Annotated in this window: 13 protein-coding genes; 8 read left to right on the top strand and 5 right to left on the bottom strand. The window is 69.2% G+C overall.

What is annotated here, in order from left to right; genetic code table 11:
- Positions 1-64: 64 nt before the first annotated feature.
- Positions 65-1534 (top strand): aminoacyl-histidine dipeptidase, encoded by a 1470-nt coding sequence (locus D0901_RS11400; protein WP_129140428.1) that lies wholly within the window; start codon positions 65-67, stop codon positions 1532-1534.
- A 16-nt stretch (positions 1535-1550) separates the two neighbouring features.
- Here D0901_RS11400 and D0901_RS11395 read toward each other — a convergent pair whose 3' ends face one another.
- From D0901_RS11395 to D0901_RS11380, 4 genes are all read right to left on the bottom strand, one after another.
- Positions 1551-2672, bottom strand: coding sequence for an App1 family protein (locus D0901_RS11395; protein WP_129140427.1), 1122 nt, complete (start codon positions 2670-2672; stop codon positions 1551-1553).
- A gap of 94 nt (positions 2673-2766) precedes the next feature.
- A complete protein-coding gene (locus D0901_RS11390; RefSeq protein WP_129140426.1) occupies positions 2767-3330 on the bottom strand; it encodes a type 1 glutamine amidotransferase domain-containing protein in 564 nt (187 codons plus the stop codon).
- Between the two features lie 210 nt (positions 3331-3540).
- Complete coding sequence (locus D0901_RS11385) at positions 3541-4014, bottom strand: Dps family protein (RefSeq protein ID WP_129140425.1); 474 nt, start codon at positions 4012-4014, stop codon at positions 3541-3543.
- A gap of 114 nt (positions 4015-4128) precedes the next feature.
- Entirely contained in the window at positions 4129-5274 is a 1146-nt protein-coding gene (locus D0901_RS11380; RefSeq protein ID WP_129140424.1) for a glycerate kinase, read from the bottom strand.
- 207 nt (positions 5275-5481) lie between these two features.
- On the opposite strand from D0901_RS11380, the gene D0901_RS11375 reads away from it, so the two are divergent.
- From D0901_RS11375 to D0901_RS11355, 5 genes are all read left to right on the top strand, one after another.
- Positions 5482-6030, top strand: a complete 549-nt coding sequence (locus D0901_RS11375; RefSeq protein WP_129140423.1) for a hypothetical protein — start codon at positions 5482-5484, stop codon at positions 6028-6030.
- Complete coding sequence (locus tag D0901_RS11370) at positions 6027-6383, top strand: hypothetical protein (RefSeq protein ID WP_129140422.1); 357 nt, start codon at positions 6027-6029, stop codon at positions 6381-6383. The genes D0901_RS11375 and D0901_RS11370 overlap by 4 nt, the downstream gene beginning before the upstream one ends.
- Positions 6384-8198 (top strand): sensor histidine kinase, encoded by a 1815-nt coding sequence (locus tag D0901_RS11365; protein WP_233440407.1) that lies wholly within the window; start codon positions 6384-6386, stop codon positions 8196-8198.
- Complete coding sequence (locus D0901_RS11360) at positions 8195-9550, top strand: sigma-54-dependent transcriptional regulator (protein ID WP_129140421.1); 1356 nt, start codon at positions 8195-8197, stop codon at positions 9548-9550. The genes D0901_RS11365 and D0901_RS11360 overlap by 4 nt, the downstream gene beginning before the upstream one ends.
- 190 nt (positions 9551-9740) lie before the next feature.
- Positions 9741-11201 (top strand): NAD-dependent succinate-semialdehyde dehydrogenase, encoded by a 1461-nt coding sequence (locus D0901_RS11355; RefSeq protein WP_129140420.1) that lies wholly within the window; start codon positions 9741-9743, stop codon positions 11199-11201.
- 157 nt (positions 11202-11358) lie between these two features.
- Here D0901_RS11355 and D0901_RS11350 read toward each other — a convergent pair whose 3' ends face one another.
- Positions 11359-11781, bottom strand: coding sequence for an HIT domain-containing protein (locus tag D0901_RS11350; RefSeq protein WP_129140419.1), 423 nt, complete (start codon positions 11779-11781; stop codon positions 11359-11361).
- A gap of 363 nt (positions 11782-12144) precedes the next feature.
- Here D0901_RS11350 and D0901_RS11340 point away from each other — a divergent pair, with 363 nt between their 5' ends.
- Positions 12145-13179 (top strand): TAXI family TRAP transporter solute-binding subunit, encoded by a 1035-nt coding sequence (locus tag D0901_RS11340; RefSeq protein ID WP_129140417.1) that lies wholly within the window; start codon positions 12145-12147, stop codon positions 13177-13179.
- A 135-nt stretch (positions 13180-13314) separates the two neighbouring features.
- Positions 13315-15438: a TRAP transporter permease gene (locus tag D0901_RS11335; RefSeq protein ID WP_129140416.1), complete on the top strand. Its 2124-nt coding sequence runs from the start codon at positions 13315-13317 to the stop codon at positions 15436-15438.
- Positions 15439-15460: the final 22 nt, after the last annotated feature.

Genomic DNA, 15460 nt, shown 5'->3' with positions numbered 1-15460 from the left:
TTCGTTGCCGGCGTTTCATCGCTACAATGACACGCGACAGACCGATCAGGATCGATACCCCTCTATGAACGAACACCTGGAAACGCTGACGCCGGCCCCGCTGTGGCGTCACTTCCGTACCCTGTGCAACACGCCGCGTCCGTCCGGCCAGGAGGCGGGCATCGCGCGCGCCATCGTCGAGTGGGCCACGGCTCGCGGCCTCGCCCACGATGTCGACGAGGCGGGCAACCTGCGCCTGAAGAAGCCGGCGGCGCCGGGCTGCGAGCAGGCCCCGGGGGTGATCCTCCAGGGCCATCTGGACATGGTCGCCCAGGCCAACGCCGATCAGCTCCACGACTTCTCCCGCGATCCCATCGAGACCTACATCGCCGACGGCTGGCTGCACGCCCGGGGCACCACGCTGGGAGCCGACAACGGTCTGGGCGTGGCCGCGGCGCTGGCGGTGCTCGAGGACGACACGCTGCGCCACGGGCCGCTCGAGGCGCTGTTCACCGTCGAGGAGGAGTCGTCGATGGGCGGGGCGCTGCGCCTGGCCGAGAACTGGCTGGAGGGCGACCTGCTGCTCAACCTGGATTCCGAGGACCGCGGCGAGGTCTACATCGGTTGTGCCGGCGGTGCCGACGTGGTGGTCGAGGCCAGCCTGCCGCAAAGCGCCGTGCGCGACGACGAGCGCGCCTGGCAACTGTCCCTGACCGGGCTGGTCGGCGGCCACTCGGGGATCGACATCCACAAGGGGCGCGGCAACGCCAACCGCCTGCTGGTGCGCGTGCTGCGTGCGCTGGCGCCGTGTGGCGTGCGGCTGGTCGACTATCGGGGCGGCACGCTGCGCAACGCCCTGCCGCGCGAGGCCTTCGCCAGCCTGGTGATGAGCGAGGGCGAAGGCGATGCGGCCCAGGCACGGCTCGCCGAGCTGCAGGCGGAACTGGTCGCCGAGCTGGCCGGGGTCGACGACGGCCTGACGCTGGCCCTCGAGCCGCTCGAGCAGGTCCCCGGCGAGGCCCTGACCTCGACCGCCAGCGRGATSCYGCTGGCGGCGCTGCACGTTGCCCCGTGTGGCGTGGAGCGGATGAGTGCCGAGGTTCCGGGGGTGGTCGAGACCTCCAACAACCTGGGCGTGGTCAGTCTCGCGGCAGGGCGCTTTCATCTCTGCGCGCTGGTGCGTTCGCTGCGCGACAGCGCCTGCGCCGACATGGCCGACCGCTTTCGCGCGCTGTTCGGACTGATCGGCGCCGAGACCCGCGTCGAACACGCCTACCCGGGCTGGACGCCGGCCCCCGACAGCCCGTTGCTGACGCGTTTCCGCGAGATTCACCAGCGCCTGACGGGTCGCGACCCGGCGGTCAAGGTGATCCATGCCGGACTGGAGTGCGGGATTCTCGGCGGCAAGTATCCGCAGCTGGAGATGATCTCGTTCGGTCCGCAGATCCGCGGCGCCCACTCGCCCGACGAACGTGCCGAACTCGACTCGGTGGCGGAGTTCTGGCAACTGCTGCGGGCGATGATCGAGGCGCTCGCCGAGGGGCGCGCCCCCTGAGGAGCCGGCGCGGCGCTCAGGCGGCGTCGCCGTCGCGCGTGTCGGCGAGATCCGGCGAGCGGCGTACCGCTTCCAGGCCGGCGCTCGAGATCAGCCCCTGGTCGTGGGCGTGCTCGGCCATCTGCACGCTGCTGCTCGCCAGCAGCAGGCTGCAGCCGTCCTCGCCGACCTCCTCGGCGAGGCGGTCGATCGCCGCAGCGCGGCTGGCGTCCTGGTTGATGTTGCGAATGTAGATGGTGTGGATCCGCCCCGGATGCTCGCGGACGATGCGCGCGTAGGTCTCGGGGTCCTGCTGGCCGCTGTCGCCGATCAGCACGAACGGCAGGGTGTCGTAGAGCGAGAGCATCTGCTCGATCACCCGGGCCTTGTGATCGGTGGCCTTGCGTGGCCAGGGGCGTTGCAGGCTCAGCCCCCATTCGCGCAGGAAGAGAATCGGCCCCACCGGGATACGATTGCGCTGGAAGAACGCCTCGAGGACCTCGTAGATGCTCCAGGGCCCGCGCGAGACGTAGAGCATCGGTCGGCGTCGCTGGCCGTCGGCGCCGGCGAACAATGCCTGGTAGAAGGGCGCGACACCGGGAAAGGCGGTGCGCCGGTCGGCCTTCTCGAGAAACAGTCGGTAGAACATCTTCAGCTTGTTGGCGACACCGGTGTACATCACGGTGTCGTCGATGTCGCTGATCACCACCATGTCCACCGCCGGCGGCGGCACGTAGACTTCGGCGCTGCCGCTGACCGTGTGGGCGTCGTCGACGCGCACGTCGAGTTCGGCGCGGTGCCAGCTGCGATCCTGCGGCAACGGCTCGTCGAGCGGCATCCAGGCATCGTAGTAGCCGTCACGGTCGGTGGTCACGGTCAGCGTGCTGCCGTTCAGGCGCAGGGTGACCTCGGCGCCGCCGACGCCCCAGCGCACGCCGCGGCGTACCACGTCGGCCAGATCGCGGGCCAGCGTGCCCTCGGCGAGCGGCAGTCCCAGGCTGGGCTGGTGAAAGACCCGGCCCATCAGGTAGACCTGACTCGCCGAGCCGTAGCCCCGGTAGGCGTGCACCACGATGCCGCCGCGACCGCGATCCGATTTCATCGGCCGGGCGGCGAGACGCAGCAGCTTGCGCAGGGACTGTGACGGGCGGCGGGTCATGGGGCTCTCCCGGGAAACGGTATCAGCGGTGGCCAGACGCAAAACGTCCGCCTCGTCGGGCGAGGCGGACGCAAGCGATCCGACGTGGTGTCGATCAGGCGTGTTGCTGGCTGTGACGGCCCTCGCCGATCTCCTCGATCAGCTTGCGGCAGAAGGCGTCGAGGTCGGCCGGCTTGCGGCTGGTGACCAGGCCGCTGTCGACCACGACCTCTTCGTCGACCCACTCGGCGCCGGCGTTCTTCAGGTCCTGGGCCACCGAGGGGAAGGAGGTCATCCTGCGCCCTTCGACCACGCCGGCGTTGATCAGCAACCAGGGGCCGTGGCAGATCGCCGCGACCGGCTTGCCGGCCTCGAAGAAGTGCCGGGCGAAGGTCTGGGCCTTTTCGTTGATGCGCAGGCTATCCGGATTGAACAAGCCGCCCGGCAGCACCAGGGCGTGATAGCTGGCGACGTCGGCGTCGTCGAGGGCGACGTCGACATCGTAGGTCTCGCCCCAGTCGGTCTCCGCCCAGGCGCGGATGCCTTTCTTCTCGGGGGCGACGATATGCACCGTGATGCCCTGGGCATCGAGTTCCTTGCGCGGCACCGCGAGTTCCGATTCCTCGAACCCGTCGGTGGCGAGAATGGCGACGCGCTTGCCACTCAGTTTCTGGCTCATGGCTACCTCCTTGCGGCACAGTGAGCGATGCGGCCGAATGCCGCCTTGCCCCTCTGACCTTGGGGCGACCGTCCGTGCGGACAAGGGGGTCGCGTCAGCGGGGACACCCCAAGGATAGGCAATGCAGTGACTTCCACAACCGGCCGGGCATGAAAAACGCCGCTCCGGTGAGCGGCGCGTCGATCTCGGGCGGACGTCAGCGAGTCGGCGTCAGCCGAGATAGGCGTTGAGCATCCAGACGGTCTTTTCCTGCTCGCGGATGTAGTCGCTGGCCAGCGAGGCGGTGCCCTCGTCGTCGGCATCCGAGGCCAGGCTGAGCAGTTCGCGCTGCAGCTCGATCAGGGTCTGGTAGCCCTGGACGATGCCGCGCACGCAGGCCTCGCCGTCGTGGACGTTCTTGTCCTCGGCGATGGCGGCGGTCTTCACGTAGTCGCTGTAGGCGTGCAGCGGCTGGTGCCCCAGGGTGAGCACGCGCTCGGCGACCTCGTCGATCTTGGTCAGCAGGTCGGTGTAGAGCTCCTCGAACTTGGTATGCAGCTCGAAGAACTGCTGGCCCTTCACGTTCCAGTGATAGCCGCGCACGTTCATGTAGAAGATCTGGTAGTTGGCCAGCAGCGTGTTGAGCTGTTCGGCCAGCTGGTTGGCACTGCTCTGATGCAGACCGATGGCGTTGGTATCCGACATGGGAAAGCCTCCTGTGTGACGAATTGCCTCGATGATAGCGGGACTCATCGAGCGGTGACAGACAACACTCTACATCGTGGGGATAGTCCCATCCTATTGATTTGGCTCACGACATCATGACATCGGATCGGCCTGGGCGATGAACAGGCGAACCACCGACTCGGCGCGGTCGGCGAGCAGCTCGGCGCAGCGCGACAGGGCCTCGTCGAGCGCCATGGGGCCATCGGCCAGGGCGAAGGCGGCACTCACGCCCTCGGCGTGGGCGGCCTGCCAGCCGTCCCCCAGGCGCCCGGCGAGAATGACCGTGGGCACCCCGCAGGCATGGGCCCGGCGGGCGATGCCGATGGGTGTCTTGCCGGCCAGGCTCTGGCCGTCGAGCTGGCCCTCGCCGGTGATCACCAGATCGGCGCCGGCGAGCTGGGTGTCGAAGCCCGCCTGGGCCATTACCAGCTCGATGCCCGGGCGCAGCTCGGCGCCCAGCAGCGCGCGGGCGGCGAAGCCCATGCCGCCCGCCGCGCCGGCGCCCGGATGATCGCGTTCGTCGCGGCCCAGGGCGTGGGCGACGTGATCGGCGAAGTGCCCCAGCGCGGTGTCGAGGCGTTCGACGTCCGCCTCGCTGGCACCTTTCTGCGGGCCGAACACCGCGCTCGCCCCGCGCGGCCCGGTCAAGGGGTTGTCGACGTCCACGGCGGTTTCCACCGTCAGCGAGGCCAGGCGTGGGTCGAGCCCCGAGAGGTCGAGCCGGTCAAGCTCGGCCAGCGCCGCACCGCCGGGGGCCAGCGGCCGTCCGGCGGCGTCCTCGAGCCGCGCGCCCAGCGCCACGAGCATGCCGGCACCGGCGTCGTTGGTGGCGCTGCCGCCGAGCGTCAGAATCAGCCGTTCGGCGCCGGTCTCGAGGGCGGCGAGGATCAGTTCACCGACGCCGCGGGTGGAACTGTGCAGCGCGGTGCGCTCGTCGCGGAGGAGCGCCTGCAGGCCGCTGGCCTCGGCGAGCTCGACATAGGCGGTGCGACTCGCCGCATGCCAGCCCCAGGCGGCCCGGGCGGGGCGTTCCAGGGCGTCGTGCACGTTGGCGAGGCGGCGTTCGGCACCGGTGGCGGCGAGCAGGGCATCCAGCGTGCCTTCGCCGCCGTCGCCCATCGGGCACTCGACGAGTTCGGTGTCGGGGCGTGCCCGGCGAGCGCCGCGGGCGATCGCCGCGGCCGCCTCGCGGGCCGGCAGGGCGTCCTTGTAGCTATCGGGGGCGATCAGGATCTTCATTGGCGTCCTCTTGTCGTGGGCCACGTGAGGGACCTCGCAGCCGCCCTGGCGTCGGGGTCTCGGGAAGGCTCGGCACAGTCCGTCAGCCTAGCGCGAATCGTCCCGGCGCGGGAGATGGCAAGACGGGTGCCGTCGCGCCGCAAGGCACGCTAAGCTGGGAATGACGAGCCGCGAACGCGGACTCGACAACGCGATGGGGCACACGCCATGACGAGACGAATCGGGACTCTGCTACCCCTTCTGGGGCTGCTGCTCGGCGGTTGTCAGGCCGTCGGCCATGACCCCTTGACCCAGCCTGCCGCCGACATGCCGGCCTCGTGCACCTGGCTGCGCGACGCCGGGGTCAGCCGCGAGGCCTGGGTGCGTGCCGCCATCCCCGAGCTCGAGGCGCGCGGCTTCACGATCCGTAGCACCGACCTCGAGCTGGGCGTGGTCGGCGCCGAGCGCACCACTAGTCGGCCGGGGCTGGGCGCCGTCGACGACCACTGGTTCGGTGGGGCGTCGCTGTGGAGCAGCTTCGGACGCCGCTCGGCGCTGGGCGTGGGCTATGGTGTCGGCTTCCGCGAGGACCCGGTCCAGGTCGAACGCTTGTCGCTGGTGGTCGGCGAGAACGACGTGAGGCTGACCCGCGATTCCAGCGTGGTCGACGACGGCGGCTACGTGGTCGATGCCCGTCCCTACAATCGCGACGCCTTCTGCCGCGAGGTCAGCGGTGCCATCGAGTCGCGTCTGCTCAATACGGGGGCTCGGCCATGAAACGCCTGTGGGGAGCGTTGGCGCTGACGTTGTTGCTCGGCGGTTGCGCCAGCGTCGCGCCGACACCGGAGACCCGCAGCCTGGTGGTCCCGGCCGAGATGCGTCCGGCGCTCGAGGCGGGGATCGCGGTGCTGGTCGATCACGGTTTCGTGATCCGTCTGGCCGATGCCGAGCTGGGCCGGGTCGATGCGGTACTCGCCGCGCGGTCCGGCTATGTGCTGACCCTGGAGGCCCGTTCGGCGGCCAGGGGCACGTGGCTGGCGCTGTCCGGGCGCCAGTCCGGTCGCGGGATCGAGCCGCAGCGCTTCGCTACCCTGCTCGACGAGATCCGCGCGCGCCTCGGGGCGTCCTGAGTGGGGCCGATACGCCGTCGGCGCCTGCGCCGTCTGCTGATCGCCTCGGGCGCCGTCCTGATCGCCGCCGTGTTGTGGTGGGTGTGGCACTGGCAGTTCGACAATGCCCTGCGCGAGTCGCGGCGCCACGCCGAGGCGCGCCTGGCGCTCTACACCAGCAGTCTCGACGGGGCGCTGGAACGGTTCACCTATCTGCCCGACCTGCTCGCCCGCCAGCCGCTGGTGCGCGGCGCCCTGGCGGATCGCCCCGCGGTGATTCGCCGGGTCAACCGCCATCTCGAGCGGGTCGCCGAGCGTTCGGGGGCCGAGGCGATCTACCTGATGGACCGCCGGGGGCTGACCCTGGCGGCCAGCAACCATGCCACGCCGGCCAGCTTCATCGGCCATCGCTACGAGTACCGGCCCTACTTTCGCGCCGCCATCGAGGGCGGTCAGGGGGAGTTCTTCGCCGTCGGCAGCACCACCGGGCGGCCCGGCTATTTCGTCTCGGCGCCGGTGCGCACGGCCTCGGCGGAGGATGCCACGATCGGCGGCGTGCTGGCGATCAAGGTGTCGCTGGAGTCGCTGCAGGCCGACTGGCGCGAGGCCGGGGAGAAGGTGCTGCTCACCGATGCCAACGGTGTGGTGATCCTGTCCAGTCGTCCCGAGTGGCGCTTTCGCCGTCTGGGCCGGCTGGATGCGGCGGCGCTCGGTGAGGTGCGCGCCCAGCGTCAGTTTCAGGGGGCCGCGCTCGCCCCGCTGGGCGAGCGCTTGAACGACGGCTCGCTGTGGGTCGAGTCGGGGGCGCTCGGCGAGCGCTTCTTCACCACCGCCAGGGCGCTCGACACCCTGGGCTGGCGGATGCATTACCTGGTGCCGGTGCGTCCGCTCTACGTGAGTGCCCGCAACGCGGTGCTGCTCGCCGGGGCGGTGTGCCTGGCCCTGCTGCTGCTGGGCCTGTGGTTGCGCGAGCGCCAGCAGCGGTTGTGGCTGCGCGAGCGCGAGGCGCGGATCATGCGCGAGGCCAACGAGCGCCTGGAGAGCCGTGTCGCGGCGCGTACCCGCGAGCTGGAATCGGCCCAGGCCGAGCTGGTCCAGGCCGGCAAGCTGGCGGCGCTGGGCACCATGGCGGCGGGCATCGCCCACGAACTCAACCAGCCGCTGGCCGGCATCCGCACCTACGCGGCGAGCGGGGCGCGGTTGCTCGAACGGGGCCGGGATGAGGCGGCGAGCGACAATTTCCGGCGCATCCAGGGGCTCTCCGAGCGACTCGCCACCCTGATTCGCCAGCTCAAGCTGTTCGCTCGCAAGGGCGGCGCGCGCGAGCCGGTCGACCTGGCCGCGCGGCTCGATTTCGTCCTCGACCTGCTCGAGGAGCGCCTGGCGCGTCAGGGCGTGGCGCTGGACGTGCAACTGCCCGAGCACGCCGCTGCCGGAAGCCTGCTCGTCGCCGGTGATACGGTGCGCGTCGAGCAACTGCTGACCAATCTGTTGCGCAATGCCCTCGATGCGTTGCGCGAGATCGAGGCGCCGCGCCTGACGGTGAGCGTGTCGCAAGGCGAGAGCCGGGTGACCCTGGAAATCGCCGACAACGGACCGGGCATCGACGAGGACGTGCTCGAGCACCTGTTCGATCCCTTCTTCACCACCAAGGCGGTCGGCGACGGCCTGGGGCTGGGGCTGTTCATCGCCTTCGGCATCGTTCAGGATCTCGAGGGCCGCATCCGTGCCGAGAATCGCCCCGCGTCGCTCGGCGGCGGGGCGGCGTTCAGCGTCGAACTGCCCCGGGCTCGCCAGGTGCCGGCCCGGCGGGACCGCGAGGAATCCCTGACATGAGCGAACTGCCGATCTGGCTGATCGACGATGACCCCGGCGTGCGCGAATCGCTGGCCCAGTGGTTCGAGCTCGGCGAACTCCCGGTGCGCACCTTCGCCGACGGCGAGACGGCCCTCGCCGAGCTGGGCGAGGGCGCCGACTGCGGGGCGATGATCTCCGACGTCAAGATGCCCGGGCTCGATGGCCTGGCGCTGCTCGCCGCGGTACGCGAACGGGATGCCGAGCTGCCGGTGCTGCTGATCACCGGCCACGGCGACGTGCCGATGGCCGTGGAGGCGATGCGTCGCGGTGCCTGGGACTTCATCGAGAAGCCGTTCGAGCCCGAGCGTCTGGAGGAACGGGTGCGCCGTGCCCGCGAGCGACGGCGGCTGGGCGAGGAGAATCGCCGTCTGCGGCAGGCACTGCGCCAGGGCGGGCTGGCCGGCCGGCTGCTCGGCGAGGGGCCGGGCATGTGTCGCCTGCGCGAGCAGATCGCCAACCTGGCACCGACCCGCGCCAACGTGCTGGTGGCCGGCGAGACCGGCAGCGGCAAGGAGGTGGTGGCCCGCTGCCTGCATGAGTTCGGTCCGGGCGAGACGGCGCCGTTCGTGGCGCTCAACTGCGGGGCGATCGCCCCGGAGCTGGTGGAATCGGAGCTGTTCGGCCACGAGAAGGGCGCCTTCACCGGCGCCCTGGAGACCCGGGTCGGCAAGCTCGAGCACGCCAGCGGCGGCACGCTGTTTCTCGACGAGATCGAGTCGATGCCGCTGGCGGCTCAGGTCAAGCTGTTGCGTGCGCTGCAGGAGGGCGAGGTCACCCGGCTGGGCAGCAACCGGGTGATCGCCCTCGACCTGCGGGTGGTGGCGGCGACCAAGGCGGACCTGCTGGCGCTCGCCGAGTGCGGCGAGTTCCGCGAGGATCTCTACTACCGGCTGGCCATCGCCGAGCTGCGCATCCCGCCGCTGCGCGAACGCCGCGAGGACATCGCGCTGCTGTTCAACCATTTCTGCCGTCAGGCCGCGGAAGTCCATCAGCGTCCGCAGCGCGAGGCCGACGGCGAGCAACTGTCGCGCCTCGGCCATCACGCCTGGCCGGGCAATCTGCGCGAGCTGCGCAACGCCGCGACGCGCTTCACCCTGGGGCTGGACGTACCGCAACTGGCGGGCGAGGCCGGCACCACGGCGACCGGCTCGCTCGGCGATCAACTGGCGGCCTTCGAGGCGTCGCTGCTGCGCGCCGCGCTGGCACGCCATCGCGGCAACATCCAGGCGGTGCTCGAGGAACTCGACCTGCCCCGACGCACTCTCAATCAGAAGATGCACCGCCACGGCCTGCGCCGCGAGGCCTTTCTCGAGGCCGGCGCCGACCACTGAAAAACGCCGGTTTGGGGGTCCTGGCGGCGGCACCTATACTCCGGGTACCTCGCCACGACGAGGGGCGATGCCGGGCGACCAGGGATAGCTCATCGCCGATCCTCGATGGATCCTGTGCTCACACCTTGCTGGTTCCGGCATGCCGGCCCCCGCCGATGGCACTTTTCATTGGCTTCAGGGAGGAACGGCAATGACGAATGATCCCAAGACCTTGCTGCGTGAACGCGCCTTCGTCGGCGGTGACTGGATCACCGCCGACGATGACGCGCGTCAGGCGGTCGACGACCCGGCCACCGAGCAGACAATCGGCCAGGTGCCCGACCTGTCGGCGGCGAACATCGACTCGGCGATCGACGCCGCGCTGGGCGCCTTCGCCGAATGGCGCGACACCTCGGCGCTGGAACGCGCCGACAGGCTGCTCGCCTGGTATCGAGGCATGACCGAGCATCGCGAGGCGCTGGCGCGGCTGATGACCTGGGAGCAGGGCAAGCCGCTGGCCGAGGCGCGCGGTGAAGTCGACTACGCGGCCAGCTTCCTGCGCTGGTTCGCCGAGCAGGCACGCCGTGCCGACGGCGAGACGATTCCCGCCGACAAGCCCGATGTCTCGCTGGGTACCGTGCAGGAGCCGGTCGGGGTCGCCGCGGTGATCACCCCCTGGAACTTCCCCCTGGCGATGATCACCCGCAAGGTCGGTGCCGCCCTGGCGGCGGGCTGCACGACGCTGGTCAACCCCGCGACCCAGACGCCGTTCTCGGCGCTGGCGCTGGCCGTGCTCGCCGAGCGCGCCGGCTTCACACGCGGCGAGTTCAACGTGGTCACCGGCAGCGGCAAGCGTTTCGCCGAGCGGGTCTGCGCCGACGACCGGGTCCGGGCGCTGTCGTTCACGGGCTCCACCCAGGTGGGGCGTTCGCTGTTGCGCCAGAGCGCCGACACGGTCAAGCGCAATGCCATGGAGCTCGGCGGCAACGCGCCGTTCATCGTCTGTGACGATGCCGACCTCGACGAGGCAGTCGAGGGCGCCATCGCCGCCAAGTTCCAGACCAGCGGCCAGGACTGTGTGGCGGCCAATCGGCTCTACGTGCACCGCTCGCTGTATGAGGACTTCGTCGAGCGCTTCACCGCGCGCATGAACGCCATGGCGGTAGGCAACGGCTTCGACGAGAACAACGCCATCGGCCCGCTGATCAACCGCGACGCCGTCGACAAGGCCCGCTCGCTGGTCGACGAGGCCCGCGACAAGGGCGCGCGAATCCTCGGTCGCGACCAGCGCGAGGCGCCGGGGCCGCGCTTCTTCATGCCCACCGTGGTCGCCGACTTCACCGCCGAGATGCGCGTGGCCGGCGAGGAGTCGTTCGCGCCGGTGGCGCCGATCTGCGCCTTCGATGACGACGATGCGGTGATCGCGGCCGCCAACGATACCCTCTTCGGCCTCGCCGCCTACGTCTATACCCATCGCGACGCGCGCATCCGCAAGTTCATGCGCCGGCTGGAGGTCGGCATGGTCGGTATCAATACCATGGACATCACCGGCCCCCAGGTGCCGTTCGGCGGCGTCAAGCAGTCGGGGCTGGGGCGCGAGGGCGCCGATGCCGGCATGCAGGAATATCTCGAGACCAAGTACTACTGCGTGGGCGGCGTTCCCGGCCGCTGAACCCCACCTCGCGCCGGGCTCGGCACCCCGTGGCTCGTCGACTCGGGTGGTTTCGCGCGCCACATGCCACTGATCTCGACGAGGGAGTGGCGATATCGCGGAGGCCGTCGAGGCGGTGCTCGCCAAGCAGGGGTTGCCGCCCGGCGCCTGATTTCCCTCAACCCGCCATCAGCGGCGCGGCGAGACGTTCGATGCGTGCCCGCCACGCCTCCACCGCCCGGGCCGGGTAGGGCTCGGGCGTGCCTACCCCCCATACCGGGCCGGGCCAGGCGGCATCGTCACGGCGCCGCACGATCACGTGGAAGTGCAGCTGCGCCACCTGGTTGCCGAGTGTCGCCAGATTGAGCTTGTCACCATCGAGTTCGGCCTTGAGCGCCGCGCCCAGCCGGGTGGCCTCGTGCCACAGCCGGTCCTGCTCGGCCTCGCTCAGGTCGTCGACTTCGACGACGGCGTCGCGACGCGGCACCAGAATCAGCCAGGCGAAACGCATGTCGTCCATCAGCCGGACCTGACACAGCGGCAGGTCGACCATCAAGTGGGTGTCGGCGGCGAGGCGCTGGTGCAGGGAGAAGTCGGTCATGGCGGTGTCTCCTGAGAGGGAGTTTACAAAATGCCTGCGCTCGGCAATACAGCGTTAAAATCGGCCTCAAAATGCTCATTTAGCCCATGTAAACTCCGCTTTTTCATCCGATTTTGCCTTGTCTTGCCTTCGCTCGACGAATTTGTAGACCCCCTCTGAGGGGCCGTGGCGGCACGAGGATCGGCAAGAATTGGCCGATCGCTGGGCTCGCCATCGGCCATTTTCTGCCGATAGCGGGGGCGAGTTGCTGCGGCGAGATCGGCAAGTAATTGTCGGAAAAGCATTTTCGCCAACTGGCAAGGGCTTTGCTACGTCTTGTGGGCCTCACCACAATAACCGCCAATTCCCACAAGGAGAAACGGCATGCACAAGCGTCAGTTCCTCAAGTCGGCCATCGGCCTGGCCACCGCCGCGGCGCTGGGCGTCTCGGCCTCTTCCGCCCTGGCCCAGGACGGGTCACACCACTACATCATGGGCACCGCCACCACCGGCGGCACCTACTACCCGGTGGGGGTGGCGCTGTCGACGCTGGTCAAGGTCAAGCTCGAGCCCAAGACCGGGATCTCGGTCTCGGCGATCAGTTCCGCCGGTTCCGGCGAGAACCTCAAGCTGATGGATGCCGACGAGGCGCAGTTCGGCATCCTGCAGGGGCTCTACGGCGCCTATGCCTGGAAGGGCACCGGGCCGGTACCCAAGGCCTACAAGAACCTGCGCAGCGTGTCGATGCTGTGGCAGAACGTCGAGCACTTCGTGGTCAAGGACGCGATCGTCGACTCCGGCACCATCGACGACATGACCAACCTTTACGGCAAGGCGTTCTCGATCGGCGCGCGCAACTCGGGCACCGAGGGTTCGGGCCGCTACATTCTCGGCCAACTGGGCATCGAGCCGGACAAGATGGACATCGCCTATCTGGGTTACGGGCCGAGCGCCGACGCCCTGCAGAACGGCACCATCCAGGGCATGAACATCCCCGCCGGGGTGCCGGCCTCGGCGGTGACCCGCGCCTACGCCAACGTCGGCGGCGACATCACCACGCTCGACTTCAATGCCGAGCAGCTCGCGAAGGTCAACAGCGAGTTCGAGCTGTGGACGCCCTATGACATTCCGGCGGGCACCTATCCCAATCAGGACGAGGTGATCCATACCATCGCCCAGCCCAACATCCTGGCGGTGCGCGCCGACGTCCCGGCCGACGACGTCTACGCGATCACCAAGACCATGTACGAGAACCTGCCGTTTCTGCAGAACATCCACCCGGCGACCAAGGCGATGGCCATCGAGAAGGCGATCGCCGGCCTGCCGATGCCGCTGCATCCCGGCGCGGCCCGCTACTTCGAGGAGCAGGGCATCGAGATCCCCGATCGGCTGATGCCGAAAGCGGACGGCGCCGAATAAGCACCGGTACGTCACGAGGTTACCTTCCCGGTCAACCTGGCCGGAAAGGTACCTCCGCCGAAAGGCGCCATGGCTCGTGGCGCCTTTCGCTTCCCCTGTCATGATCTGACGCACGCCGCTCTTCAGGAGATCGCCGTGAGCGACCCAACACTCGATTCGATCCGCGACGAGGATGCCCAGGAGGCCGACGAACGCCTCCAGCACCCCTGGCTGGGGCGCTTCCTGTTCGCCTTCGCCATCCTCATCGCCCTGGTGCATCTGTACTTCAATACCTTCTCGACGCTCTCCACGCTGTGGACCAGCGCCATGCACTTCGGCCTGTTCGGCGCGCTGTGCGCGCTGTCGGTGCCATTGGCCCGGCCGCGTCAGGCCGGCGCCCGCCGCGCGATCTTCGCCGTCGACGTGCTGCTGGCGGTCGCCGCGATCGGCTGCGCGCTGTACCTGATGGCCTTCGAGGATGCCCTCTACGACCGGGGCGTGACCTTCGTCACCAGCGACTGGGTGGTGTCGATTCTCGCCGTGGGGCTGATCCTCGAGTTCGCCCGGCGTACCACCGGCTGGTTCATCCCGGTGCTGTGCCTGATCGCGCTGACCTACGTGGCCTGGTGGGGCAAGTACGTCGGCGGGGTGTTCAACTTTCCCGGCCTGAGCTGGGAGACGGTGCTGTTTCGCAGCTACATCGGCGGCGAGGGCATGCTGGGCTCGATCGCCCGCATCTCCTGGTCGTACGTGTTCATGTTCATCCTCTTCGGCGCCTTCCTGGTCAAGTCCGGCGCCGGGGAGTTCATCATCGAGCTGGCCCGCTGCGCGGCCGGGCGCTTCATCGGCGGCCCGGGGTTCGTGGCGGTGTTCTCCTCGGGGCTGATGGGCTCGGTATCGGGCTCGGCGGTGGCCAACACCGTGTCGACCGGGGTGATCACCATCCCGCTGATGCGCAAGGCCGGCTTCCCGGCGCGCTTCGCCGCGGGCGTCGAGGCGTCGGCGTCCACCGGCGGGCAACTGATGCCGCCGGTGATGGGCGCCGGGGCCTTCATCATGGCCTCCTACACTCAGGTGTCGTATCTGACCATCATCGGCGTCGCCGCGCTGCCGGCGCTGCTCTATTTCCTGTCGGTGGCGATGTTCGTGCGCATCGAGGCCAAGCGCAGCAACGCCCAGCAGCTCGACGACCCCGACGCGCCGAAGATCGGCACGGTGCTCAAGAACGGCTGGCACTATCTGCTGCCGCTGATCGTGCTGGTGTGGGCGCTGATCTACGGCTTCACGCCGACCTATGCGGCGGGCATCGCCATCGTCTCGGTGGTCGTCGCTTCCTGGCTGTCCAAGCAGCCGATGACCCCGAGGCTGATCGTCGAGGCGCTGGTCCAGGGCACCCGCAACATGATCACCACGGCGATCCTGCTGATCACCGTGGGGCTGATCGTCAACGTGGTCTCGACCACCGGCATCGGCAACACCTTCTCGCTGATGATCACCGACTGGGCGGGCGGCAGCCTGCTGGTGACCATCGTGCTGGTCGCCATCGCCTCGCTGATCCTGGGCATGGGGCTGCCGGTCACCGCCTCGTACATCGTGCTGGCGACGCTCTCGGCGCCGGCGCTCTACAACCTGATGGCGCATGCCCAACTGGTCGATCTGATCGTCGCCGGCGACCTGCCGCAGCAGGCCAAGTCGATCTTCATGCTCGCCGCCCCCGATCAACTGCAGGCGCTGTCGGCGCCGATGAGTCCGGCCGATGCCAAGGCGCTGCTCGACAAGGTGCCCGATACCTTCTCCAGCCAGCTCTACGAGCAGGCGCTGTCGCCGCACTTCTTGACCATGTCGCTGGTCGCCGCGCACATGGTGATCTTCTGGCTGTCGCAGGACTCCAACGTCACCCCGCCGGTGTGCCTGACCGCCTTCGCCGCGGCGGCGATCGCCGAGACGCCGCAGATGCGCACCGGGCTGACCGCCTGGAAGATCGCCAAGGGGCTCTACATCGTGCCGCTGCTGTTCGTCTGGTCGCCGCTGATCACCGGCACCCCCGAGGAGATGCTGCAGGTGTTCGCCCTGGCGCTGTTCGGCATCTACGCGATCATCGCCGGCCTCGAGGGCTATCTGGAGCATGAGCTGTCCTGGTGGCTGCGCCTGCTGATGTTCCCGATCGGCGCCCTGATGCTCTGGCCGCATGGTATGCTCGCCGTCGATCTGGTCGGGGTGGCGATCTTCGTCGCGGTGCTCGTATGGAGCGCACGGCGGGGGCGCGGCGTTCCGGCGTGACCATGGACGGCCTCGAAAGGAG

This window comes from Modicisalibacter coralii, from assembly GCF_004117855.1.
Taxonomy (GTDB): domain Bacteria; phylum Pseudomonadota; class Gammaproteobacteria; order Pseudomonadales; family Halomonadaceae; genus Modicisalibacter; species Modicisalibacter coralii.
Note: the sequence above shows the minus strand (reverse complement) of the source record. Positions and strands in the feature narration are given on the sequence as shown.

Coding starts and splice junctions, on each gene's coding strand:
- D0901_RS11395 (WP_129140427.1), bottom strand. CDS start 2,672: ATGACCCGCCGCCCGTCACAGTCCCTGCGCAAGCTGCTGCGTCTCGCC.
- D0901_RS11390 (WP_129140426.1), bottom strand. CDS start 3,330: ATGAGCCAGAAACTGAGTGGCAAGCGCGTCGCCATTCTCGCCACCGAC.
- D0901_RS11385 (WP_129140425.1), bottom strand. CDS start 4,014: ATGTCGGATACCAACGCCATCGGTCTGCATCAGAGCAGTGCCAACCAG.
- D0901_RS11380 (WP_129140424.1), bottom strand. CDS start 5,274: ATGAAGATCCTGATCGCCCCCGATAGCTACAAGGACGCCCTGCCGGCC.
- D0901_RS11375 (WP_129140423.1), top strand. CDS start 5,482: ATGACGAGACGAATCGGGACTCTGCTACCCCTTCTGGGGCTGCTGCTC.
- D0901_RS11370 (WP_129140422.1), top strand. CDS start 6,027: ATGAAACGCCTGTGGGGAGCGTTGGCGCTGACGTTGTTGCTCGGCGGT.
- D0901_RS11360 (WP_129140421.1), top strand. CDS start 8,195: ATGAGCGAACTGCCGATCTGGCTGATCGACGATGACCCCGGCGTGCGC.
- D0901_RS11355 (WP_129140420.1), top strand. CDS start 9,741: ATGACGAATGATCCCAAGACCTTGCTGCGTGAACGCGCCTTCGTCGGC.
- D0901_RS11350 (WP_129140419.1), bottom strand. CDS start 11,781: ATGACCGACTTCTCCCTGCACCAGCGCCTCGCCGCCGACACCCACTTG.
- D0901_RS11340 (WP_129140417.1), top strand. CDS start 12,145: ATGCACAAGCGTCAGTTCCTCAAGTCGGCCATCGGCCTGGCCACCGCC.